This window comes from Aquifex pyrophilus (assembly GCF_054656935.1).
Map to the genome: position 1 here is coordinate 173,192 of NZ_BAAHXJ010000003.1, position 24,187 is coordinate 197,378.

The 24,187-nt window shown below is 44.2% G+C and carries 20 protein-coding genes; 9 read left to right on the top strand and 11 right to left on the bottom strand.

The window, feature by feature from the left end:
- Window positions 1-36: 36 nt before the first annotated feature.
- On the top strand, window positions 37-594 hold the full coding sequence (locus ACYQZ0_RS01510; RefSeq protein ID WP_459774696.1) for a tetratricopeptide repeat protein: 558 nt from the start codon (window positions 37-39) through the stop codon (window positions 592-594).
- Here ACYQZ0_RS01510 and ACYQZ0_RS01515 read toward each other — a convergent pair.
- From ACYQZ0_RS01515 to fdx, 6 genes are read right to left on the bottom strand one after another with little or no spacing between them, the layout of a single operon-like run.
- Window positions 572-1,282, bottom strand: a complete 711-nt coding sequence (locus tag ACYQZ0_RS01515) for a sigma-70 family RNA polymerase sigma factor (RefSeq protein ID WP_459774697.1) — start codon at window positions 1,280-1,282, stop codon at window positions 572-574. The genes ACYQZ0_RS01510 and ACYQZ0_RS01515 overlap by 23 nt on opposite strands.
- Window positions 1,279-2,109 carry a MinD/ParA family protein gene (locus ACYQZ0_RS01520; protein ID WP_459774698.1) on the bottom strand — a complete coding sequence of 277 codons (831 nt, stop codon included), beginning with the start codon at window positions 2,107-2,109 and terminating at the stop codon, window positions 1,279-1,281. Before ACYQZ0_RS01520 ends, ACYQZ0_RS01515 begins: the two co-directional genes overlap by 4 nt.
- Window positions 2,078-3,202 carry a flagellar biosynthesis protein FlhF gene (locus ACYQZ0_RS01525; protein WP_459774699.1) on the bottom strand — a complete coding sequence of 375 codons (1,125 nt, stop codon included), beginning with the start codon at window positions 3,200-3,202 and terminating at the stop codon, window positions 2,078-2,080. The genes ACYQZ0_RS01520 and ACYQZ0_RS01525 overlap by 32 nt, the downstream gene beginning before the upstream one ends.
- Window positions 3,192-5,228 carry a flagellar biosynthesis protein FlhA gene (flhA, locus tag ACYQZ0_RS01530; protein ID WP_459774700.1) on the bottom strand — a complete coding sequence of 679 codons (2,037 nt, stop codon included), beginning with the start codon at window positions 5,226-5,228 and terminating at the stop codon, window positions 3,192-3,194. The genes ACYQZ0_RS01525 and flhA overlap by 11 nt, the downstream gene beginning before the upstream one ends.
- On the bottom strand, window positions 5,225-6,286 hold the full coding sequence (locus tag ACYQZ0_RS01535) for a PilZ domain-containing protein (protein ID WP_459774701.1): 1,062 nt from the start codon (window positions 6,284-6,286) through the stop codon (window positions 5,225-5,227). The genes flhA and ACYQZ0_RS01535 overlap by 4 nt, the downstream gene beginning before the upstream one ends.
- Window positions 6,287-6,303: 17 nt before the next feature.
- Window positions 6,304-6,594 carry a ferredoxin gene (gene fdx / locus ACYQZ0_RS01540; RefSeq protein ID WP_459774703.1) on the bottom strand — a complete coding sequence of 97 codons (291 nt, stop codon included), beginning with the start codon at window positions 6,592-6,594 and terminating at the stop codon, window positions 6,304-6,306.
- Between the two features lie 101 nt (window positions 6,595-6,695).
- Between fdx and infB the strand changes: the two genes are divergently transcribed.
- From infB to ACYQZ0_RS01555, 3 genes are read left to right on the top strand one after another with little or no spacing between them, the layout of a single operon-like run.
- Window positions 6,696-9,104, top strand: coding sequence for a translation initiation factor IF-2 (gene infB / locus ACYQZ0_RS01545; RefSeq protein ID WP_459774705.1), 2,409 nt, complete (start codon window positions 6,696-6,698; stop codon window positions 9,102-9,104).
- Window positions 9,068-9,727, top strand: coding sequence for a 7-carboxy-7-deazaguanine synthase QueE (locus tag ACYQZ0_RS01550; RefSeq protein ID WP_459774706.1), 660 nt, complete (start codon window positions 9,068-9,070; stop codon window positions 9,725-9,727). The genes infB and ACYQZ0_RS01550 overlap by 37 nt, the downstream gene beginning before the upstream one ends.
- On the top strand, window positions 9,724-10,368 hold the full coding sequence (locus ACYQZ0_RS01555) for a TIGR01906 family membrane protein (RefSeq protein ID WP_459774707.1): 645 nt from the start codon (window positions 9,724-9,726) through the stop codon (window positions 10,366-10,368). The genes ACYQZ0_RS01550 and ACYQZ0_RS01555 overlap by 4 nt, the downstream gene beginning before the upstream one ends.
- Here the strand turns inward: ACYQZ0_RS01555 and atpD are convergent.
- Entirely contained in the window at window positions 10,358-11,794 is a 1,437-nt protein-coding gene (gene atpD, locus ACYQZ0_RS01560) for a F0F1 ATP synthase subunit beta (RefSeq protein ID WP_459774708.1), read from the bottom strand. The genes ACYQZ0_RS01555 and atpD overlap by 11 nt on opposite strands.
- Before the next feature lie 13 nt (window positions 11,795-11,807).
- Window positions 11,808-12,686: a F0F1 ATP synthase subunit gamma gene (locus ACYQZ0_RS01565; RefSeq protein ID WP_459774709.1), complete on the bottom strand. Its 879-nt coding sequence runs from the start codon at window positions 12,684-12,686 to the stop codon at window positions 11,808-11,810.
- A gap of 70 nt (window positions 12,687-12,756) precedes the next feature.
- Between ACYQZ0_RS01565 and rplI the strand changes: the two genes are divergently transcribed.
- The gene (gene rplI, locus ACYQZ0_RS01570) at window positions 12,757-13,206 is read left to right on the top strand and encodes a 50S ribosomal protein L9 (RefSeq protein WP_459774711.1); all 450 of its coding nucleotides are present in this window, start codon (window positions 12,757-12,759) and stop codon (window positions 13,204-13,206) included.
- 10 nt (window positions 13,207-13,216) lie between these two features.
- A complete protein-coding gene (gene ccsB, locus ACYQZ0_RS01575; RefSeq protein WP_459774713.1) occupies window positions 13,217-14,155 on the top strand; it encodes a c-type cytochrome biogenesis protein CcsB in 939 nt (312 codons plus the stop codon).
- Here ccsB and ACYQZ0_RS01580 read toward each other — a convergent pair.
- Window positions 14,145-15,335: an EAL and HDOD domain-containing protein gene (locus ACYQZ0_RS01580; protein WP_459774715.1), complete on the bottom strand. Its 1,191-nt coding sequence runs from the start codon at window positions 15,333-15,335 to the stop codon at window positions 14,145-14,147. The two genes, ccsB and ACYQZ0_RS01580, sit on opposite strands and share 11 nt — an antisense overlap.
- A 22-nt stretch (window positions 15,336-15,357) precedes the next feature.
- Here ACYQZ0_RS01580 and rnr point away from each other — a divergent pair, with 22 nt between their 5' ends.
- Genes rnr through ACYQZ0_RS01595 form a run of 3 tightly spaced genes read left to right on the top strand, consistent with a single transcriptional unit; the run spans window position 15,358 to window position 18,777 of the window.
- On the top strand, window positions 15,358-17,475 hold the full coding sequence (gene rnr, locus ACYQZ0_RS01585) for a ribonuclease R (protein ID WP_459774716.1): 2,118 nt from the start codon (window positions 15,358-15,360) through the stop codon (window positions 17,473-17,475).
- A gap of 13 nt (window positions 17,476-17,488) precedes the next feature.
- Complete coding sequence (locus tag ACYQZ0_RS01590) at window positions 17,489-18,052, top strand: DeoR family transcriptional regulator (protein WP_459774717.1); 564 nt, start codon at window positions 17,489-17,491, stop codon at window positions 18,050-18,052.
- On the top strand, window positions 18,052-18,777 hold the full coding sequence (locus tag ACYQZ0_RS01595) for a flagellar hook-basal body protein (RefSeq protein WP_459774718.1): 726 nt from the start codon (window positions 18,052-18,054) through the stop codon (window positions 18,775-18,777). The genes ACYQZ0_RS01590 and ACYQZ0_RS01595 overlap by 1 nt, the downstream gene beginning before the upstream one ends.
- Here the strand turns inward: ACYQZ0_RS01595 and recG are convergent.
- Both recG and ACYQZ0_RS01605 read right to left on the bottom strand, forming a co-directional pair.
- On the bottom strand, window positions 18,774-21,149 hold the full coding sequence (gene recG / locus ACYQZ0_RS01600; RefSeq protein WP_459774719.1) for an ATP-dependent DNA helicase RecG: 2,376 nt from the start codon (window positions 21,147-21,149) through the stop codon (window positions 18,774-18,776). The two genes, ACYQZ0_RS01595 and recG, sit on opposite strands and share 4 nt — an antisense overlap.
- A 2-nt stretch (window positions 21,150-21,151) precedes the next feature.
- A complete protein-coding gene (locus tag ACYQZ0_RS01605; protein ID WP_459774720.1) occupies window positions 21,152-24,184 on the bottom strand; it encodes a translocation/assembly module TamB domain-containing protein in 3,033 nt (1,010 codons plus the stop codon).
- Window positions 24,185-24,187 lie beyond the last annotated feature (3 nt).

A 24,187-nucleotide genomic window follows, 5' to 3' on the forward strand; every position in this document is an offset into this window, starting at 1 on the left:
TATTTTATACCGAGCTGGTAAATTATTTTAGTGAATATGAGTCAGTTTGTAGACATTGAGAGACCGGTTTCGGAAAAGTTAAAGAGAATTCTTGAGGAGGACCGAAACGATATCCCGAAGCTCATTTCCGACCTAAAAAAACTCATGGAGGAGGACCCCTACTACCTTGAGACTTACATAAAGCTTTCGGAGATAATGGAGAACGAGGGCTATATTAAGGAAGCTGAAGAGATAATTCTTCAGGCTTACGAGAGGGCTATGGAGCTACTCAAAGGTGAGGAAGGGGAACTTCCCGAAAGCGTTCCGTGGGAATATGAAACGAACAGGCACATAATAAGGGCTATCCTTGAGGCGGGAATAACCCTGTGGGAAGTAGGAGAGATAGACGAGGCCCTAAAGGTTCTGAAGATGCTCTACAAGCTCGTTCCCGGGGACCCAGTAGGTGTGAGGTATTACATCCTCGCGATACTTGAGGGAATGGGATTTGAAGAGTTTGAGCTCACCTTCGGTAAAAACGGGGGATACGATACGCGGTCCCTTGAGGAGTGGTTTGAGAGACATAAAGAGAGGTTTATGGAGTTTGTTGAGGATTGAGCTTTTCTTTCAGCCTTTCTAATGCCCTTGCCTTTATCTGGGCAACCCTTGATATGGAGGTGTTCAAGACCTTTGCTACTTCCTTTAAGGGAAGACCCTCGTAAAAAACGAGCTGTATAACGAGTTTTTCCCTTTCGGGAAGCTCGCTCACTGCTTTTTTTAGCCTTTCCTCGAACTCCTTCCTTATTACCTTCTCTTCAACGTCTTCCCCGGAGGAGATTAACTCGGAGTAATCCCTCACGTTCTCCCTGAAGACCTCTTCAAGGTTAAGGATGTAGGAGAAGGAAATTCTCTTTAAGGTATTCACAAGCTCCTCCGTGGAAATTCCAAGCTCCCTTGCCAGTTCCTCATCCGTCGGCTCCCTTCCCAGTTTCTCCTTCAGTTTTTCAAGAGTTTCCTTTATCCTCCTTTCCTTGTTCCTTATCTCCCTGCTTCCGAAATCAAGACTCCTCAGGTAATCGTATATGGCTCCCTTTATCCTTATCTTCAGGTATCTCTCAATTGCTTTTTCGTCGGTAGTTTTCAGGTTATCTATTCCCTTAATGAGTCCGATTATTCCGTAGCCTATAAGGTCCCTTACGTCAACATCCTCGGGAAGGTGCTTCTTTATGTTGTAGGCTATGCCCTTCACAAGGGGCAGATATTTTAGAATAAGCTCTTCCCTCTGTTCCGCATAAGGTTTTTTCATACTCCCAGTTTTTTAAGTATTTTACCCCAAAAGCTTTCCCTGGGTTTGGTTGCAAGGTCTATGTTTGATACGACTTCCCTCAGCTCCTCTTTAAATCCCTTATCAACAGGGTTCTGGTCTATAACTCTCCTTATGAGGTTCTTTCTGTAGTGGAGAAATCCTATGTAATGAACCTTAGCGGTCGTGTATTTTGAGGTGAGTATCTCTATGCTTTCGGTTACATTTCTTGCCTCCGCTTCGTTGTCCGCTTTGTTTACTATGAGGTAGAAGTCCTCAACCCCCTCTTCTTTGTTCAAGACCTTTATGAGAGCGTAAGCGTCCATTATTGCTGTAGGTTCCGGAGTTGTGAGTATTATGGGAATGTCCGCACAGGAAGCGAGCATAAGCGTAGTTCTGTGTATCCCGGGAGGAGTATCAAGTATGACGTAGTGAAAGTTCTCCTCCGCGAAGCTGTGGAGCTTGTTTATAATCGTGCTGAGCTGAGTTTTAGGCATATCCGCAAGGCTTTGAAAACCGCTTCCGCCCGATATGAAGTAAAGGTTCTCGTTGACCTTTACGGGAAGCTCCTCTATACTTGCAAAGCCTTTCAGCATATCCGATAAGTCCTTTGATGGTGTTATGCCGTACATAAGGTGTATGTTGCTGAGTCCCAAATCCCCGTCAAATATTAGAACCCTTTTTCCTTCCTCCGAGAGAATCTCGCCGAGGTTTATAACAACAAGCGTTTTCCCTACTCCACCTTTCCCGCTTGATACCGAAATATACCTCGTCTTTTTATCCTTCCCTTCCTTTACTTTAAGCAAGTTGAGCTGCTGGTTTAACTTCATTTTCATCCTCTAAAATTAATCGGATGATATAGTCGTAGTTTGCAATAACAATGTCCTCTGGCAGAGATTGGCCCGTTGTGAAACAGAGAATGGGATACTGGGTTCTGTAGGCAACGTTTATTATACTTCCCGGAAAAGGCGTCTCATCAAGCTTTGTGAAGATAAGCCCCCTCACGGAAAAGATGCCGAACTGCATAACCGCCTCATACATAACAAGCTCCGCAAGGTTCGCCGCAAGCGTTAAATATACGCTTATATCGGATACCTTGAAGTAGGATTCAAGTTCCTTTAATCTTACAACGTCATAATGGCTCCTTCCCGCGGTATCAACGAGTATAACGTCCCTGTCCTCCATCTCAAGAAGGTGAACGTTAAAGCTCTTCGGAGAGTCGGAAAGCTTGAAGGGAATCTCAAGGATTTCCGCAAAGGACTTTAACTGCTCAAAGGCACCCACCCTGAAGCTGTCAAGGGAGATTATTCCTACCTTTTTCCTGTTTTTCTTAAATAGGTATGCGAGCTTTGCTATCGTTGTAGTCTTTCCCACACCCGTTGGGCCGACGAGTGCGACAACCTTAGGGGGATTTTCAAGAAAGTCCTCTTCTAACTTTATGTTTTTCTCAAGGCTTTCTCTCATTGATGTGTATAAATCCTCTTTAAAGTCGTAAACCTTCCTGTCTATATCGTATCCGCAGGCGTCTTCTATAATTTTTTTCGCTATATCCTTATTTACGTTTTTCAGAATTAATTTTTCGTAAACCCTTCTCACCCTTTCGGAGTATTTCTCTTCTTCTTCAGAAGTTTTCGCTTCCTTCACAGGCTGGCTGTTTGAGGAAACGAGCTCGTTAACTATCTTCTTAAGGTTCTCAATCTCCTTTATTAGTTCCTTTTCCTTTTCAAACTCCTTTTTAAAGTCCTCCTCTTCCTGTATGCCCACGGTTACCTCAAGCCTCTTTACGGGGAAAAGGGGGAGGAATCCAAAACGTTTCTTTTTTACAATCCTTGAGGACAGTATAACCGCATTCTCCCCATATTTTTTCTCAAGTATCTCTATGGCCTCCTGTATAGACTGAACCTCCAGCTTCTCAATCTTCATCTATAATACCTAATATTTTTATGTTAACCTGTTTTTCAAGCTCGTTGTAGGAAAGAACCGCAAGCTCGGGAAGGTAAGGCTCTATCGTTTTCCTTACGTAGCGTCTTACTTCCCCCGATGTTAGTAAAACGGGCATTGCCTGATACTGGGTGAACTTAACAATCTCGTTCTTTATCTTTGGAAGGAGTTTATTGAGAACGAAGTCTATGAACTCGTCTTCCCTGTTCTCTTTTAAAAAGTGGATAAGCTTTGCCTCAACCTTTGGTGATAGGGCTATCGCGTAAAGGGTTCCGTTCGTTAGATACATTCGGGTTATTCTCTTTGAGAGAGCCTGCCTTACGTATTCGGTGAGGAGGTCGGGGTCCTTCACCTGTTCTATGTAGTCCGCTATCGTCTCAAGTATCGTGAGAAGGTCGTTGACGGGTATTCCCTCCCTCAAAAGGTTTTGTAATACCCTGTGGAGGACGGATATGGGAACCTGCTCCGGAACGAGCTCCTTCACAACTTTCGGATACTTCTTCGAGAGAAGGTCAACGAGCTCCATAACCTCGTTTCTCGTAAGGAGCTCGTGTAAGTTTCTCTTTATAACCTCAGAGAGGTGGGTTATTAAAACGGTTTCGGGGTCAACGACCATGTATCCGAGCTTCTGGGCTTCCCCCTTTTTATCCTCGGTAATCCAGTAAGCCTTTATCTTGAATGCAGGGTCGTAGGTCTCTATACCTTCAAGCTTTCCCCTCGCATTCCCAAGGTCAACCGCAAGGTAGTGGCCCGGCATAAGCTCATACCTGTCAAGCTCTATCCCCTTGAGGAGTATCCTGTATTCGTTTGGCTTGAGCCTCAGGTTATCCCTTATGTGAACGAGGGGAATTATCACTCCGTATTCCTTGGCGAACTGCTTTCTCAAGCTCCTTATCTTTTCGGGAATCTTTCCTCCCTGGCTCTCGTCAACAAGGGGAATAAGGGCGTATCCGACTTCCAGGGTTATGGGGTCCGGTTGAGGGATTAGTTCCTCCTCCTCTTCCTTCTTTTCCTTAACCTTTTCCTTTGCAAGCTCTTCAAGCTTTTTAAGCTCCTGCTCCTTTATCGTTCTCATTAAGAAGTAGTAAGCGGAAGCCAGGGCCCCAGCCATAAATAGAAAGGGAAGGGTGGGTATGCCCGGAATGAGGCCGAGAAATCCGAGAACTCCCGCGGAAAAAAGGAGGGCTTTCGGTTGCTTTGTGAACTCCTCGCTTATAGAAACGCCGAGGTTTTCCTGGGAGGACATTTTCGTCGTGAGAACACCCGCGGCGGTTGAGAGGAGAAGGGCAGGAACCTGAGAAGCAAGTCCCTCACCTATTGAGAGTATAGTATAGGTCTTTAATGCGGTCTGGAAGTCCATTCCCCTTATGACTATCCCTATTATGAGTCCCCCTACCAAACTCAGGAAGAGAATTATGAGGGCTGCTATCGCGTCCCCCCTTATGAACTTGCTCGCTCCGTCCATAGCTGCGTAAAAGGAGGACTCCTTTTCAAGCTCCTTTCTCCTCCTCTTTGCCTCCTCTTCCGTAATGAGTCCCGCGTTTAGGTCCGCGTCTATCGCCATCTGCTTGCCGGGAAGGGCGTCAAGGGTGAAGCGTGCCGCTACCTCCGAAATCCTCTCCGCACCCTTGGTTATTACTATGAAGTTGATAACTATGAAAATGAGGAAAACTATGAGCCCTACGACAACGTCCCCGCCCGCAACGAGCTTTCCGAAGGACTCAATCACCCTTCCCGCAGCGTGGGTTCCCTCGTGTCCGTGGAGGAGAATTCTCCTCGCCGCAGCTATGTTTAACGAAAGCCTCATCAAAGTTCCGAGGAGGAGTATTGAGGGAAAGGAGGAAAACTCAAGGGGGTTTTTTATGAAGAAGGTAAGGAGAAGAACGCTCAGGGAAAAGGTTATGGAAAGGGTAAGAAGGAGGTCAAGAAGAAGGGCGGGAATGGGTATTATTATTGCTGTTAGGATTAAAACAACCGCAAGGATTACCCAGGCTTCCCTTCCCCTCATACCATCATCTCTTTTAGCTCCTTAAGTATCTGGAGCTGTCTCTCCATAACATACTGTCCTATAAGGGATTCTATCCTCGGATGCAGTTCAACGAACTTAAAACCCGCCCTGTATCCCCCGTTATACTCAATTACATACCTGCACTCGCCCTTAACCCTTATCTCCTCACCCTTTATGGTGAACCCAAGTGTTACTACCTCGCCTTTCTCAACAACCTTCTCCTTCAGGAATACGCCAACTCCTCCCACGGATATATCGAGCATATCCCCAACAGCGTTCTTTTCAAGTATGTAAACGGGAACGGGTTTTTCGGGCTTTACCCTTATAAACTCCCTTTTTTCTATGAAGATTTCCTCATAACCTACGACCCTTGCGAGAATGTTCTCTTCCTTTTTCTGCATAACCTCAAGCTTTACAGGTTCCGTTAGACCTTCCCCTTTCATATAAAAGCTGTCTCCAACGTTAAGAAGGGGAAAGATTAAACACTTTTCCGTGAACTCAATCTCAACTATATCCTCTATCAGGTCACTTATTCTTCCCTTGCAGTAAACGGGAATTTCCTTGTAGGAAAATACGAATAAAACCTTCGTTTTTTTATGCTTAAGAAGTTCTACTTCTTTAAGCAAGAAATTTTCTTCCTTCTTCTTAAGTTCTTCTATTTTCTTTATATGTTCACTTACACTTTTCAGATAGTCGGAATAGGCTTTTTCTATTATCTCAAAAATCTGGTCTATTAACGAAAAAAGGGTTTTTAAAGCCTTCAGCTCTTCCTTAGTTACCTCTTCCTTTTCTGTGATTATATAATCGACGAAATCCCTCAGGAGTTCAAGGAGAACTTTTGATATTACGGGCTTTAGATTAAGTCCCTTCTTCGCATAACTAAAGGCGAGGTTGTAAAAAAAGTCCTTATGAAGAGTTTCCTTAAAGAGCTGGTTGAAGAAGACCTCACGAAGTTTTAAGAGCTCCTCATCTTCTTCAAGATACTCCTTTGAGTATCTCCTTATACTCTCGTAAAACTTATTCTCGTAATTTCTGAGAAACTCCCGAAGTAATTCCATTAAGTTTCATTTTAACCTCAGTCCTCACTCTCTATTACTATCTCATCGCAGTCCTCCTTCTCTATTACAAGCTGGCAGGTAAGCCTCTGGTCCTCGTCAACAGCTCCCACTCTCCAGAGTGTATCTTCCTCGTCTTCCGAAGGCTCGTTCAGACACTCCATACCCTTTATAACCCTCGCAACGCATACACCGCACTGCCCGTCCGTGCAACCGAACTCTATACCCGCCTTCTCAATCTCGTGGCTGAGCTCCCCGAACCTTACACCCTTCGGTATATCAAATTCCTTCCCGTTGATTATCACCTTCATAGTAAAAGAATATTCTAAAAACGGTGTAAGGTATGAGCACTGATTTTTACCAGCATCTTTCATATTGATACACGAGGCTTATAATATACCTTTTAGGAGGTATGAGTTTGACCAAAACGAAGAGAGTTTCCGAAGTGGCAAAGGAGCTCGGCGTTAAATCTAAGGATATTATAGAGCTACTGAACGAGTATTATCCGAGACCCGACGGAAAACCCTGGAAGGCTTCTCACGGACTTGACGAACAAGCCCTTGAGATTATATACGACGCCTTCAAGACAGAAGAACAAGTTAAGGAAGAAGAAACAGTAGAGGAAACACCCGCTGTTGAAGAGGTCAAAGAAGAGAAAAAAGAAAAGGTGAAGGAGGAAGTTATAGTTGAAGAGATAAAGGAAGAAAAAGAGGAAGAAAAGAAGGAAGAGGTAAAGGTTAAGGAAGAGAAAGAAGAAGAGAAACCAAAGAAGAGCGTTGAGGAACTCATAAAGGAAATACTTGAGAAAAAGGAAAAGGAGAAGGAAAGGAAAAAGAAAGAAAAGGAAAAGTTCCAAAAACCAAGAGTTGAGGTCAGGGACCTGACGAAGGAAGAAAAGCCCAAGAAGGAAGAGGAGAAGAAGAAAGAAGAAAAGAAAGAAGAGAAACCGAAGGTAAGGATGTCAAAGCAGGAGAGGGAGATTCTCAGAAAGCTTGAACACGCGGTAGAGAAGGAAAAGAAGAAACAGGAAAAGAAGGAAAAAGAAAGGAAAAAGAAGGAAGAAGAAGTGAAGATAATCCAGATTCCCGAGGTCATAACGGTAAGGGAGCTCTCGGAACTCCTTGATGTTCCTGCGAATAAAGTTATAGCGGAGCTTATGAAGAAAGGAGTTCTCGCAACTATTAACCAGCCGGTCCCACCCGAGGTTGCGGTCGAAGTAGCCGAGTCCTTTGGATACCTCGCGGAGGTAAAGAAGGAAGAGGAAGAGGTAGAGGAGGAAGTTCTCTTAAAGGAAGAAGAAAGGGAAGAAGAGCTCCAGCCCAGACCACCCATAGTGGTTGTTATGGGGCACGTTGACCACGGAAAGACGACACTTCTTGACAGAATAAGGAAGACAAACGTTGCGGAAAGGGAGAAGGGAGGAATAACCCAGCACATAGGTGCTTCGCAGGTTGAGCTCCCCGACGGAAGAAAGATAACATTCCTTGATACACCTGGACACGAAGCCTTCACCACGCTGAGGGCCAGGGGAGCAAAGGTCACCGATATAGCAGTTCTCGTCGTCGCCGCTGATGACGGCGTTATGCCCCAGACAGTGGAGGCAATAAACCACGCGAAGGCCTTTGACGTTCCCATAATCGTCGCGGTAAACAAGATAGACAAACCCAACGCGGACCCCATGAAGGTGAGAAGGGAGCTTTCCGAACACGGACTCATTCCCGAGGAGTGGGGAGGAGATACCATATTCGTTGATATATCCGCAAAGACCGGTCAGAATGTGGACCAGCTCCTTGAGATGATACTCCTCCTTGCGGACATACTTGAGCTCAAGGCTAACCCGAACAAGAAGGCGAGGGGAACGATTATAGAGTCAAAGCTTGACAGGAAGAGGGGACCCGTCGCAACGGTTATCGTTGAGGACGGAACCCTGAGGATAGGGGACCACTTCGTTGCGGGAACGACCTACGGAAGGGTGAGGGCTATGTTTGACGACAAGGGAAGGCAGCTAAAGGAAGCCCCGCCCTCAACACCCGTTGAAGTTCTCGGTTTTGAAGAGCTTCCCGAAGCTGGGGACGAGCTCATAGTCGTAGACGATGAGAGAACAGCAAGGGAAATAGCGGAAAAGAGGAAGGAAAAGAAGGAGAGGGAGGAAAAGCTCCAGACCATAAGGCTTGAGGACATATACAAGAAAATACAATCGGGAGAGACAAAGGAGCTTAGGATAGTCCTGAAAGCGGATACCATGGGCTCCCTTGAGGCGTTGAAGAAGTCCCTTGAAGAGCTATCAAACGAGAAGGTTCAGGTGAGAATAATACACGGGGCTGTTGGAGGGATAACGGAAAACGACATAATGCTTGCGAAGGCCTCCGGAGCCATAGTGATAGGCTTCAACACGAGACCGGACCCCAAGGCAAGGGAATTAATGGAGGAGGAAAAGGTTGATGTTAGGCTCTACGGAATCATATACGACGTGATAGACGACGTTAAGAAGGCGCTCGTTGGTCTCTTAGAGCCCATTAAGAAGGAAGAGGTCCTCGGAACGGCAGAGGTGAGGGCTACCTTCAAGATAAAGAAGGTGGGAACGGTTGCGGGTTGTTACGTTATAAACGGAAAGCTCGTGAGGGGAGCGAAAGCGAGACTCATAAGGGACGGTGTTGTCATATACGACGGGGAGATTGAGAGCTTAAAGCGTTACAAGGAAGACGTGCAGGAGGTCAGTGCGGGTTACGAGTGCGGAGTTAAATTAAAAGATTACAACGACGTTAAGGTAGGTGACCAGATAGAATGCTACGAGATAAGATACGAAAAACCGACACTCTGATACCGCTGAACGAGATATACGAAAGCATACAGGGCGAGGGTCTTCTTGTTGGCACGCCTTCCGTCTTCATAAGGCTTCAGGGATGCAACCTCAGATGTCCTTGGTGCGACCAGCCGGAAGCCCTCTCTTTTAAAGGAAACCTCGTAAAGTTATCGGATATAAAGAAAGAGCTTGAGAAGCTTACCGCAAGGCATGCGGTAATAACGGGCGGTGAGCCCTTTGCCCATAAGGAGCTTCCGAAGCTCGTTGAACTTCTCCTTGAGGAAAATTTCTCCGTTCAGATAGAGACAAACGGAACCCTGTGGGTTGAAGGAATGGAGAGGTTTGCAAAAGATATACATATAACCTGTTCTCCCAAAGGCGTGGCAAGGTATTACGTGAACCCCAACATACTTAAATACGCTAAGGAATTAAAGTTCGTGGTTGATGAGGAGCTAACTCCGGAAATCCTTTTGAGAAAGGAGTTTCTCCCTTTCCTTGAAGAAAAAAGGGTTGTTCTCCAGCCCGAGAGCAACAGAAAAGATATGATGGAAAAGGCCTTAAAGCTCCAGAGGGAGCTTTTGAAAAAAGGATTTATAGTAAGAGTTATACCCCAAATTCACAAATGCTTTGACCTGAAATGAGGAAACTTATCCCATTAATTCTCGTTCTTATATTCCCTTACGTCTCCATCGGGGTAGCGACAAGGATAGCCTTTACGGAGAAGTTCGTTGAGTGGGAATACTCAAAAAGGGATTTTCCTCCCGACAGGTGGGGAATGAAGAAAGAGGAAAGGCTTGAGCTTGCAAAACTCGGCCTGAAAGCGGTCTTATCCGATGAAGGAATGGAGGAGTTTAAGAAAAAAAGATTAAGGAACGGAAGAAAAGCCTTCACGAAAAGGGAAGTAAAACATATGGAAGATGTGAAGAAATTCCTTTCCTTTTACTTCCCTTCGGTTTATATAGCCACAGCTTTATGGATTCTCGGAGTAATTATTTTAAGAAAGCCCGACATATTAATACTTTCGGGATTGTTCAACACGTTTTTGTTGGTTTTCTTGGGAATTCTCACGTTTACGAACTACAAAAGGGCTTTTGAGATATTTCACAACATTGTTTTTGACCCCTACTCCTGGAAGTTCAAGTATTCGGATACGTTGATAAGAATTTATCCCCTGAAGTTTTGGTATGACGCTACGTTATTCGTTGCCTTTCTTAGTTTTTTGTTCGGATTGCTTGTCGCTGTAGCGGGAATGGTGTGGAAGAAGAGGGGGCTTAAACCTTAGCCCCCATCTGTTTTGCCTTCTCTATTGCGTCCTCTATCGTTCCGACCATGTAGAAAGCGTTTTCGGGAAGGTGGTCATACTTTCCGGTGAGGACTTCCTTGAAGGACCTTATCGTGTCCTCAAGCTTTACGTATTTACCGGGCATACCCGTGAACTGTTCCGCAACGTGGAAGGGCTGAGATAGGAACTTCTGAATTCTCCTCGCCCTGTTGACTATCGCCTTGTCCTCTTCCGAGAGCTCCTCCATACCGAGGATTGCTATGATTTCCTGGAGCTCCTTATACCTCTGGAGTATCCTCTTCACTTCCATAGCAACTTCGTAGTGCTCTTCTCCGACGTATTCGGGTGCGAGATACTTTGATGTTGATTCAAGGGGGTCAATCGCGGGGTATATTCCGAGTTCCGCGAGTCTTCTCGTGAGAACGGTCGTAGCGTCAAGGTGTGCAAATATGGACCAGGGTGCGGGGTCCGTTATGTCGTCCGCGGGAACGTAAACCGCCTGTATAGCGGTAATAGAACCCTTCTTGGTTGATGTAATCCTTTCCTGAACCTCACCGACGTCGGTGTTAAGGGTTGGCTGGTATCCGACCGCGGAGGGAAGTCTTCCGAGGAGCGTTGAAACCTCTGAACCCGCCTGAACAAACCTGAAAATGTTGTCTATGAATATGAGAACGTCCTGTCCCTCAACGTCTCTGAAGTATTCAGCCATCGTGAGACCCGTGTGGGCAACCCTGAACCTAACTCCGGGGGGCTCGTTCATCTGTCCGTAAACCATAACCGTGTAGGGGAGAACTCCCGACTCCTTCATCTCAAGCCAGAGGTCGTTTCCTTCTCTCGTTCTCTCCCCGACACCGACGACTACCGAGTATCCCTCGTGGAAACGGGCTATGTTGTGGATAAGCTCCTGCATGAGAACCGTCTTACCGACTCCCGCACCGCCGAAGAGCCCGACCTTACCACCCTTTATAATGGGCTGGAGGAGGTCTATAACCTTAATTCCCGTCTCAAGTATCTCAACCTTTGTGGACTGCTCAACGAGTTCGGGAGGATTCCTGAACATAGGCCAGTATTCCTTTGCCTCAACGGGACCCTGCTCGTCTATGGGCTGTCCCGCAACGTTGAATATTCTTCCGAGAACTTCCTTACCCACGGGTATCTTTATGGGTCCCCCCAGATACTCAACTTCCTGACCCCTCACGAGTCCGTCCGTGGGTCCCATAGCTATAGCCCTTACCCTGTGTTCCCCTATGTGCTGAGCAACTTCCATAAAGAGGACTTCCTCAAACCAGTTTCCCCTGTCGTCTATCGCCCTTCTTATCGTCTTTAGTCCGTCCTTGATACGGGGAAGCTCCTTAACTCCTTCAAACTCAACGTCAACGACGGGACCTATCACCTGAACGATTCTTCCCTTTATAACTTCCGCCATCTATGAAACCTCCTTACTGAGCTTTTAGTGCTTCAACAGCGTTAGATATATCTATAAGCTCGGTTGTAATGGCTTCCTGCCTTGCCTTGTTGAAGATGAGAGTCCACTGCCTTATGAGGTCGTCCGCATTCTTCGTAGCGTTATCCATAGCTATCATACGGGCAAAGTGTTCTGCAGCGTTTGACTCAACCATAGCTCTGTATATCTGGTAATTGAGGTAGAGGTTAACGACGTAATCAAAAAACTCCTCCTGGGAAACCTCAAACTCGTAAACGCCCGAGATTTCCTCCTTCTCCTCCTCGGAAACGGAGAAAGGAAGGAAAGTTCTCACTATGGGCTTGTAGCTTGCCCTCGTTATCATTTCGTTGTTTATCAGGTAAACCCTATCCGTCTCTCCGTTCAGAAACCTCTCCCTTACGGTCTCCGCGACCTCTTTCGCAACTGAGAAGTTTATCGTTTTTCTAAAGACCTCATCGTATCCCTTTATTATCTTGTATCCCCGCTTTGAGAAGTATTGATAACCCTTTCTCCCTATGAGGAAGAGGGCAATCTCAGCACCCTTCTTCTCCTTCTCTTCTATGAGCTTTTCCGCTTCCTTTATGGCGTTTGAGTTAAAGGCTCCCGCGAGACCCCTGTCTGCGGTTATGAGAATTACGTCAACCCTCTTCTCATCCCTGTAATCAAAGAGGGGGTGGTCTTCCGTATCAACGTGCTTTGCGAGGTGGGATACGAGCTCGTATATCTTCTCCGAGTAGGGACGGGATGCGTAAACGAGTTCCTGGGCTTTTCTCAACTTTGCGGCGGAAACAACTTTCATAGCGTTCGTTATCCTTTTCGTGTTCTTTATACCCTGTATCTTTCTCCTTATATCCCTCGGAGAGAGTTTAGCCATAACGCTTCATATTATAAACTAAATAAATACCGAGTATAATTTCATTTTACGCTCAAGGAGGTAAAGGGAAATGAAGGTTATCCTTACGAAGGACGTTGAGGGATTGGGATTTTTCGGAGATATCGTTAACGTAAAGGACGGGTATGCGATGAACTACCTAATTCCGAGGGGACTCGCACTCCCCGCAACCGAGGGAAATGTAAAACACATAAAAACGATACTCGCCCAGAAGGAGAGAAAACTCCTGAGGGAGAAGAAGAAGGCGGAAGAGCTTGCAAAGAAGCTCGATGGTATGGTCGTGGAAATAAGAAAGGCTGCGGGAGAAGGAGGAAAGCTCTTCGGTTCGGTGACAGCAAACGACATAGTTGAGGCCCTGAAGGAAAAGGGAATAGAGATAGAAAGGAAACACGTCGTCTTTTACCACCCCATTAAAGAGGTTGGAGTATTTCCCGTAAAGATTAGGCTCCACAAGGATGTAGCGGTTGATATTAAAGTTGACGTAAAGCCCGAGGAGAAGTAGATTATGAGCCATGAAAGAAGTAAGTGTAAGTGAGAAGAGTTTTCACGTCGGTAAGGATTTTATTTTCTTCATAGGTGGTGTATCTCTCTCTCTCCTTCTCGCTTTCCTTCTCCCGATAGAAAACGTATTTTGGTATAAATCCGCATTCCTTACATACGTTCTCGCATCGGTTCTTTACATCGCTTATCTCTTCATAAGGGAAGGCATAGTCGGAAGCATAGCTACCCTCACCCTCTATCTGGCTCTACTCCTTAACCTTACGGGAATGATAAGAAGGGCTTACGAGAGCTACCTGATGGGTGTTTTCCACCCGCCCTGGAGTAATCTCTTTGAAGCCCTTACCTTCTGGAGCTTCATAGCGGGAGCTATATACCTCTTCCTTGAGAGGAAATACGGCTTTAAGATACTTGGGGCTTTTGTTCTTCCCGTTCTTGCAGGAGTTTCCGCCTTTGCAATATTTAAGGCGAACCACGAGATTACCCCCCTCATGCCCGCACTCAGGAGCTACTGGCTTTACATACACGTTGTGACCGCTTTCATAGGTTATGCGGGATTTACGGTAGGTTTCGGGGGTGCTGTTGCTTACCTTCTTAAGGAGTATTTCGGGGAGAACAAGTTCATTAAGAACTACCTCCCGAGAAAGGAAGTTCTTGACGAGATAACCTACAAGTCAATAGCTATAGTTTTTCCCATATGGACCGCTTCCATAATACTGGGGGCCGCATGGGCTAACGAGGCCTGGGGCGGATACTGGAGCTGGGACCCGAAAGAGGTATGGTCCCTTATAGTCTGGCTCTTTTTCGGTGCATACCTACACGCGAGGCAGTTGATGGGATGGAAGGGTAAAAAGGTTGCCTGGATGGTTGTTTTCGGATTCATAACGGTCCTTATATGCTTCTTTGCCATAAACCTCTACTTCCCAGGACTCCACTCTTACGCTACCGAGTAAACTCAAAGGCCTTTTCCTTTGCCCTTTTAATTGCTTCCCTTATTCTCTCCGGTGGGACCTTCAGCATTTTCCCGACATGTCTTATTATCTCCTCATCTTCGTGGTGAAATTCTAAAAGCTCAACGAGTGAGAGGAGAAGTCCGAACTCGTTATAACGCTTCTCGTAAGCCTCAACAATTTCCTGTCCCAGGTTAAGCTCCTTCGCGAGGGATGCCGGCTCTTCACCTATTAACTCGTCCATCAGGGAAAAAAGACCTATGAAGTATCCCTCCCTCTCAAACTCGGGAATGTAAATCCTTGCAAGTTCTTGGGAAAGGTGTGCCCTGAAGAGGGAGCGCTTTATTATCTCCTCCTCCCTCTTTCCCGCAAATAACTCCGCCATCGCAAGGGCTAAAACGAAGTTCGTTATATCGTTTATGCTTAGGAATAAAACAGCATCGCTTACCGTTTGGATATCCTCCGCTTTTCCCGGATAGAAGTTCTTCACCCACTTGAGGAGTTTGTAAGTAAGTCCCACATCCGACTCTATAATCCTGACTATCTCCCCAAGGTTCTTAGCTTCAAGGGCGTGAAAGAGTTTAACTATCGTATCCTTCAAAAAGAGAACGCTTCTTACATCCTTCAAAAGCGAGGGGGAAGAGAGAAAATTCCCTTGAAAGTAATCCCCAAGTTCAATTGCTCTTTTAAAATCTTCCTCCTTTTCTATATCCTTAAAGATAATCTTCACCCCTATTGACTTTAATGTATTTATCTCCTCCTCAAAATCCTTTTCCTTTGAGCGCTTCCAGGAAATCATTACGTAATCCGATACGGGAATTAAAGGAAGCATCTCCACTCTCTCAAACCTGAAGTCGGAGAGACACAGGGAAAAGCCCCTCAGTTTTATCTCCTTTATATCACCTATAAACTTATCGGTTAGCCCTTTAACCTTGCTAATCTTGATAATAACGTGAGAAGAAGGCAGAAGTTCGTAAACCGCGGACTCAATAAGCTCTTGGGACAGCTCTACGAAAACCTTTTTATCCCCAAAAACGGAAATAGGGTCCTCCTCAAGGAGGTAATTTATAACTATGGGACTCAATTTACCGTTTAGGTTAATATTTCCGTCTCTTGGAATTAGCTCATAGGCAAAAACCTCTCCGTTCCCGTCAAGTATTGGATACCTATAAATAACACTCATTCTATTTATAATTAAAAACGTAATGGATAAGGAGATACTTGAAAAAGAAGTTTTAAAAATCCTATCAAGAAAGAAGAAACCTCTCCATTTCCTCCAGATAGCTAAGGCTCTTAATCTTGACAAAAAGGAAAGGAAAATCCTTAAGAAAATTATGAGAAAGCTGAAGAAAGAGGGGAAAGTAAGGGTTGTTAAGGGAAAATATGAGTACACGGGGGAAGAGGTGGTTACGGGAAGAGTGATAGCTTATCCGGGAGGTTTCGGTTTCCTAGAGGTGGAGGGACAAAAGGATATATACATACCTCCCTTTGAAATGGTAAAGGTATTCAGCGGTGACGAGGTAAAAGCTAAAATCGTTGAGTTCAAAGGAAAGAAAGAGGTAAGAATTTTAAGAGTATTAAAGAGAGCTAAAAAGGAAATTGTTGGAAAAATATTTAAAGAAGATGATACATGCTACGTTATCCCTATGGATGAAAACAGCCACCACAAGATACTCCTACCGAAAAAGGATTGTGCAAAGCTTGAGGAGAATAACGTCGTTGTAGTGAAGATAACCCAGTATCCGAGCAAGAATTCCCCCCCGAGGGGTAAGGTAATAGAGGTTCTAGGAGACCCTACGAAGAAGTTCATAGCCATAGACGTGATAATAAGGAAGTATAACATACCCACAACTTACCCCGAAAAGGTCCTGAAAGAGGTTGAAGAAATACCCGAAGAGATACCACAAGAGGAGATAGAAAGAAGAAAGGATTTAAGGAAACAGCTCTGTTTCACGATAGACCCCGAAAGGGCGAGGGACTTTGACGATGCGGTCGCCATAGAGCTTACCCCCGAGGGATACTACAAGCTCTACGTTCACATAGCGGACGTGAGTTACTACGTAAGGGAGGGGATGGAAACGGATAAGGAGGCCTACAAGAGGGGATTCACCTTTTACTTCCCCGACAGGGCAATACACATGCTTCCCGAGAAGCTTTCCGCAAAACTGTGCAGTTTAAGACCCAACGAGGATAAGCTCTCTTTCACCGTTGAGATGGTTTTTGACGAGAGCGGAAACCTTAAAGCTTATGATATATACGAAAGCGTAATAAGGAGTAAAGCAAGGCTCACATACAACGAAGCCCTCGGACTTATAGTGGGAGACCCCGCCCTTGAGAAGAAATATCCCGAACTCGTTGAGCCCCTGAGGTTAATGGAAACCCTTTACAGGATTTTGAGCAGGAAACGTTGGGAGATGGGAAGCATAGACTTTGACCTCCCGGAGGCCGAGGTTATCATAGACGAATACGGGGAGCCTACAGCCATATATCCCTACGAGAGGCACGTCGCCCACAGAATAATAGAGCACTTTATGATATCCGCAAACGAGACCGTTGCCCTTCACCTTGAAAACGTAGGATACCCCTGCCTCTACAGAGTTCACGAACCCCCCGACGAGGAGAAGGTTGAAAACCTCCTTGAGATACTTGAGGGATTGGGATACAAGGTAAAGAGACCGAACGAATACACTCCGAAGTTCTTCCAGAAGATAATAGAGGACTTTGAGGGAAGACCCGAGGAAAACCTCATAAGGTTCTTAACCCTCAGGGCTATGGCGAGGGCAAAATACAGCCCCCACAATGTTGGACACTTCGGCCTTGCACTTGAGCATTACGCCCACTTCACATCTCCTATAAGGAGGTATCCCGACATAATCGTCCACAGACTTTTAAAGAAAGCCCTGAAAGGTGAGCCGATAGACTACGAGAAAACCGTCGCTTACCTTGAGGAAGCGGGAAATCACCTCTCAAAGCAAGAGAGGTTGGCGGACGAAGCCGAGATGGAAGCCATAGATAACCTGAAAGCCCGCTATATGAAGGGAAGAATCGGCGAGGAGTTCATAGGAATAATTACGGGAGTCGTTAACTTCGGTTTCTTCGTTGAGCTTGAGGAGAACCTCGTTGAAGGGCTTGTAAAGATAAACACCCTAACCGATGACGAGTACGTTTACGACGAGCCCGCCCACAGGATTGTCGGTGTTAGAACGGGTAAGGTGTTCAGGCTCGGGGACCACGTAAGGGTTAGATGTATAGCGGTTGACGAGGAAAGGGCAAGGGTTGAGTTTGAGCTGATTGAAAAACTTGAAAAACATGAAAACTTTTAAGAACTTTTAACCTATGGGTAAAGAAAGGAAGGAGAAAATCCTTGAGCTTCTGAAGGAGAGGGAGAGAACCCCCAAGGAGCTTGCATCCCTCTTTAACGTATCCCTCATGACCATATACAGGGATATAAAGGAGCTTGAAAAGGAGGGACTCGTTGAGAGAAAACACGGCGTTATAAGGTTGAAAGAAGAAGATGAGAACCAAAGGGAGTGCGTTATATGTTCAAAGGATATAGACGGAAGGTTTAACGTAATACTCTTTTTAAAGGAGGGGAAGAGGGTTCAAGCTTGTTGTCCCCACTGCGGACTTATGGCCTTCAGGAAGTTCTCGGATAAGGTTGAGTCCATTCTTATGAAGGACTTCATAACCTGCAACCCCGTAAACGGCTTCGGTTGCTGGTACGTGGTAGGTTCTGATATAGCTCCCTGCTGTAGTCCTTCCGCCTTTGCCTTTGTGGATAAGCTTATGGCGGAGAGGTTCTCAAAGGGATTCGGGGGTAAGGTTCTGGGATTTGAGGAAGCCCTTGAGGAGCTACACCGATTGATGAGCCTCGGAAGAAGGGTATATTTAAGTCTATAATGGCTACCGATTACCAGACAATTTACATACTCGCCTCAGGTATGCTTCTCCAGGAGAGAAAGCTTGAGGTGAGTTCAAACAACCTCGCAAACGTAAACACCCCGGCATTTAAGAAGGATTTTCTGACATCCCTCTCTTATTACGTTCCGGCTGGTGATAAAGCTCCCACTACGAGTCCTTATGAACCCTCAAATAACTACGTTTACCCCATCGTTGAAAGAGTTCAGCACATTATTTCTCAGGGAAGCCTTGTAAAGACGGGTAATCCCCTTGACCTTGCAATTGAAGGCGAAGGATTTTTTGCGGTAAGGATGCCCGACGGAAGTGTTGCCTACACGAGGAAAGGCATTTTCAGGCTAAACGAGGAAGGACTTCTTACAACCGAAGAAGGATATCAAGTTCTTGACGAAAACCTCAGCCCAATAAGGGTTGAGGGTGAGTTTAAGGTGATAGGAGACGGAACCTATTACGTAAACGGAGTTCCTTCGGGAAGACTCGGTATTTTTAACCTTCAAAATCCGAGAAAGTTAGGGGAGGACTTCTTTACGGGAAATCCCACACCTTCCGAAAACTTCAGAGTGTATCAGGGATTTTACGAGGCTTCAAATGTTAACGCGATAAAAGAGATGGTAAAGATAATAGAGACCGTAAGGGCTAACGAGATTTTCTCAAAATTGATAAGAATGAACGATGAAGTGCTTGGAAGGTTCAACGAAAGCGTTTAAGCGACAAAGCTCAGTTCAAGCTTTTCCCCGTATTTGTAAAGGATTAACTTCTTTAAATCTTCAAGCCCTTCAAGGTTAGGATTATTATTCAAAAGTTCCTGAGCGTCCTTCCTCGCGACCGTGAGGAGTGCCCTGTCCTGAGAGCGGGCGAGGTTTGCAACGTTAAATCCGAAATACCCCGATTGGGATACCCCGATGAGCTCACCGGGGCCCCTCAGCTTCATATCCTCTTCCGCAATCTTAAAACCGTCCGTAGTTTTTACAAAAATCCTTAATCTTTTTAGGGAATCGTTTTTCTCATGTTTCAGCTCGTCAGGAACGACTAAGAAACAGTAAGCCTCCCTGTCAGACCTTCCCACCCTACCCCTCAGCTGGTGAAGTTGGGAAAGCCCGAACCTGTGGGCATCCTCTATAACCATAACGGTGGCCTCGGGAACGTCTATACCGACTTCTATCACCGTTGTTGAAACGAGTATATCTCCCTTTTCCTTGAACTCCTCCATAACTTTAAGCTTCTCCCTGTCGGGCATTCTCCCGTGGAGTAGGTATATACGCTTATCGGGAAAGGCCTTCTTCCACCGCTCGTATTCCTCCGTTGCGGCTTTTAGGTTTAGCTTCTCACTTTCCTCTATGAGTGGGTATATCACGTAAACCTTGTTCCCCTTTTCTATCTCCTCAAGAACCTTTTTATAAACCTTTTCCTTCTCGCTCTCAAAGTAGAGGTAGGTTCTCACCTCCTTCCTTCCCGGTGGGAGCTCGTCTATCACCGAGAGGTCAAGGTCCCCATAGAGGGATAGGGCGAGGGTTCTCGGAATTGGTGTGGCACTCATAACGAGACAGTGGGGATAAAGTCCCTTTCCCTTCTCAAGGAGAACCTTCCTCTGCATAACACCGAACCGGTGCTGTTCGTCTATTATCACGTATCCGAGCCTCTTGAACTCAACCTTATCCTGTATAAGGGCGTGAGTTCCAACGAGAATGTCTATCATACCCTCCCTAACGAGCTTGTAAATACTGTTTTTCTGAGAAGGTGTAAGACTTCCCGTAAGGAGTCCAACCTTTACTCCTTCGCTTTCAAGGAGCTCGGAGAACTTCCTGTAGTGCTGGTGGGCGAGTATTTCCGTGGGAACCATAACCGCAACCTGATAACCGCTTCTCACCGCCATTAATGCGGTTATTATCGCAACAACCGTCTTACCACTTCCCACATCCCCCTGAAGGAGTCTGTTCATGGGTTTATTCCTTTTCATATCCTCGAGTATCTCTTTTATTACCCTCTTCTGGGCTCTTGTTAGCTTAAAAGGTAGCTTTTTAAGAAAAGCCTCAAGCTTTTCTTTGTTTACCTCTATTCTCGGTGCTTCTTCCCTCTCAAGTTCAAGTCTCTTGAGGAGAAGTGCAAGCTGAAAGGTGAATAACTCGTCGTATATAACTCTTTTGTGGTATAGGTCCGAAAAGCTATTTAAAGCCTTTACGGGAATATCCTCAGGGGCATGGAGCTCCTTTATACAAAGGGCTATATCGGGAAAGCTGTATTTCTTTATTATAAGCTCAGGGAGGTATTCGGGGAAAAATTTATAAAGCTTATCCGATAAAGTTCCGAGAATTTTCCTTAGCCTTTTTTGTCTCGTTTTTGAGGATATCTCCTTAAGCTCCCCCTTTTTCCTTACGTAATAAACGGGAAGTATCCTTCCGAACTCCTCACTCTTTGAGGTTTTTACCTCCGGGTGAACCATGTACTTCTCACCGCGGAAGCTCTTCAGCTTCCCGAAAACAATTATCTCCATTCCCTTCCTGAAGGCTCTTTTTATAAAGGAGGTGTTTTTATACCTGTATTTCAGGCTCAGCGTTCCTGTCCCATCGGAACATATAACCTCAAAGGTGTATTTATCGTTCTCAAGCTTCCTGACCTCCTTAATCCTCACCTTGAGGGCTACTTTCTCCCCAACCTTTGCGGTCTTTATCGTGTATATGAGCCTCCTGTCCTCGTATTTTTCGGGGAAGTAAAAGAGGGCATCGTAAACGGTTTTTATACCAAGGGCTTTCAGGGTTTTTAAGCTCGTTTTATCAAGCTTCAGTTTATCAATCTCTTTGAAAAATACCTCTATACTTTTTCTCCTTTCCTTTGGAAGGGGCTGGGCCTCTTCTTTCCTCTTCTCACTTTCCTCTATAAACTTTTTTAGCTCCTTCAGTATTACCTTCTTCTTCTCTACCGATAACTTATCAAACTCCTTTAGGCTTTCAGCGATGTAGAGGGGAGCCTTCCCCTTTAATTTGTTATACAGGAATAAACCGATACCTATTGCTCTTCTTAACTTAAGGCCGTCGTTTGCAAGAAGGTTGTCTATGAACTCCTTAAGGAATGTCGCTTCCATAATCAGAAATCAAACTCTTTAATATATCTTAATCTATACTCCCTCGTATTATCCGAATAGAGGTAAAACCTAAAGCCCAGGTTCATATCGGTCGGAAAGCGTACCTCACCGCCGAGATACGTATCCCTCTTGTCCTCTGAAGAACTTGTCTGATAGTAAACCGAGAGAAACCTCCCTATATCTTTTTTAAGCTTAAGAACAGCTCCCACCTCACCTGTGCTTGAGGTTATTAGACCGAAATCCAGTTTAACGTCGAGCAATCTTTCTATTTCCGACTTTACAAAGCCTACCGTTCTCAGCTCATTTTGAAGAATTTTGTCAACTGGAAGGACACTCTCCTGAACACTTCCTCCTATAAGCCTGAGTAGAATCTCCCTCCTGCTAAGGGGGGGCTCGGAGAAGTAAAATACCTCGGGATTTTCCGGAGTTCCTTTAAGGCTTAAGAATATCTTGTAATTATCCTCAACGGTGTGAAGCTCCAAATTAAACTTTGTAATCTCCCCTTCTTCACTTTTCATAGCATTTATCCTTCCCTCTCTGAGGAAAAAGGTCTTCCCGAAGTAATTGAGTATGCCTGCTCTAAGTAGTACATTCACGTTGTAAAAAATATCCGGAAGCTTTCCGTATACCTTTCCATTAACGTTGGTGTAAACTCTTCCCTCGGGCAGATAAACAACGAAGTTATTCCTCGTTTTGAATTCGGCATCTATGAAAATATCTAAGGGAATTTTTTTCTTTTCTCCTTTCTTTTGGACCATTTTCTCTATACGGGCGTAGCCGTCAAAATCCGATTTCAAAACAATATTAATTCTTTTGAAGTTCTTTATTCCTACATTTATCTTTCCATCAGCCTCAAGTCTGAGCTTTACACTATCCCTGTAACCTATTGGAAGATTTTTAAAATCTCCCTTCACTTCGAAGTTTTTAAAATCCTTTGAAAAGGCATAAAGGTTTAAGTAACCTTCTCTGAATAGAGATACCTGTGAAAACCTTATTCCTCCGTTATCAAGCTCTACGTGAATGGCGGAGTTAAAAGGTTGGTAAAAGAACCTTGAAACCCCTTTAACCGGCTTTTCGGTTGTGGCAACAAAGCTAAACTCCTTACCTTTTAAAACTATTGAACATAGCAACTCACCTCTTAACTTACTCCTCATAAGGGAGCCCACATACGCTGAAAGGAGGTCTAAGTCCAAGAATCCTGAAGATACCAAAATCGGTTCATTGAGGAAACCTATATTGAGGACACCCCTATAAACACCCGAAATCTTTATCGGAATGAGAAAATTCCTGATACTACCTTTTGCTTTTACGGGATGTAGGGAGAGCAGATTTCTGTCCAGTAGGCGCACATAAAGCCCCTTAAAGGATATAGATAGGTCTCCGTTTATAAGGCTTCCTTTAACACCTTTAAGTTCTACATCTAATTTCTTCCCCCTGTAAGTGTAGGGCAGTACCTCAAAGTTTATTACATCTTCATCTCCTTTGAGACTCGCTTCAAGCTCAATTTTTTCGTCAAGGAGTATGTAAGAGCTTCTTATTTTTAAACTTATTTTTTTATCTCTAAAATCACCTTTTGTAAAAATCCTTAATTTTTCCTTTAAATATCTTCCCTCAAACTTCCCTAATTTCTTTTCTAAATCGTAAACAACTTTAATTTTAGCTTCTTTTGAATTTCCTAAGAGGCTAAAAATTCCTTCTTTTAATGAGTATTCGTTTTTAAAATTCCTTAAAATCTCCTTACCAGATATATATACATGGGATACGCCACCACCACTTAGATTAATCTTCTGATTATTTTTCAGGAAATCAAATGACGTTTCCGTAACCGCCTTAATTTGCTTAAAAGAGAATTCGGAACTTATTTTGCTTCCCTTTACGAGAATTGTATCCCTCTTAAAGGACAGGTTAAGAAATCCCCTTTTGATAAAAAGTTTTTTTTCAATACCGGATACTTCGTAATCCTTTATCGATATAAATCCCTTTAAATTTTCCGGCGAACCTATAACTCTTCCGTAAGTTTCTTCGCTTTTTAAACTTAAATTAATATTCTTTCCATAAACATGTCCATAAATCCTTAAGTCCGGGAAATATAAATGGGAATACTCAATATTTTTTACTCTAAAGTTTAAATCTGAGCTAAAAATATCTTTTTTCTTAAAGGTAAAATCGCCAGAAATTTGGAAATTTAATCCCTTAAATCGGTGTTCCAAATCTATAAGCTTTACATATCCATTTATTTTTTTACCAAACTCTAAAAATCCCATAAGTTTTCCTTTGTTTTCTCCAAGAAACAACAATACTCCTTTGCTTTTAATCTTGTAGTTTAAACTCAAATAAACGTTAAATATGTTATCTTCAAAGCTGAACTTTTTACTCCTTGCAAATAGATAAATTTCCTTCTTTTTCAAATTGAGTTTTCCGTTTCCTTTGAAAATAGCATTCAATTTAAGAGGAACATTTAGCGCATAACTATCTACGGGCAGATTTTCGAATGTAAATTCAAGTATTCCCTCGGGAATTACATCATACTTTCCCCAAACTTGAAGATTTTCCTCCCCTTTCCCATTAAAAACTAAAGTGATGTTTGAGAAAAGTTCTGCAAATCCATTTATATTTACAAAAATATCCCTATAACTTCTTCTATTTACACTAATTTCAGGTATGTATCCCTCTCCTTCCAGGTTTATTTTCGGAAACTTTCCGTAAGCTTTTCCTTCAATTTTAATCAATTTCATATAAAATCTTTTTTCCTTTATCGGATTTATGAATACTTTATACCTTGCATTTAAGGTATTGTTTTGTACACTTCCTTTTATGTAAGCGGAAAAGTAATGGGAGTTCATGGTTAGAAAATTCAGATTTAAATTGTCTTTTTCTAAAACACCTTCCCCATAAAAACTTATATAGAAATTTTTAAAGTTATCGTATTTTACAAAAGCTTTTAATCTCCCTTTAACGAGCGAAGCCCTCAATATATTTACTCTGCTTATTTTTTCTTTCGAGCCGAATAGGATAGTTAAATTTTCTATATACATATC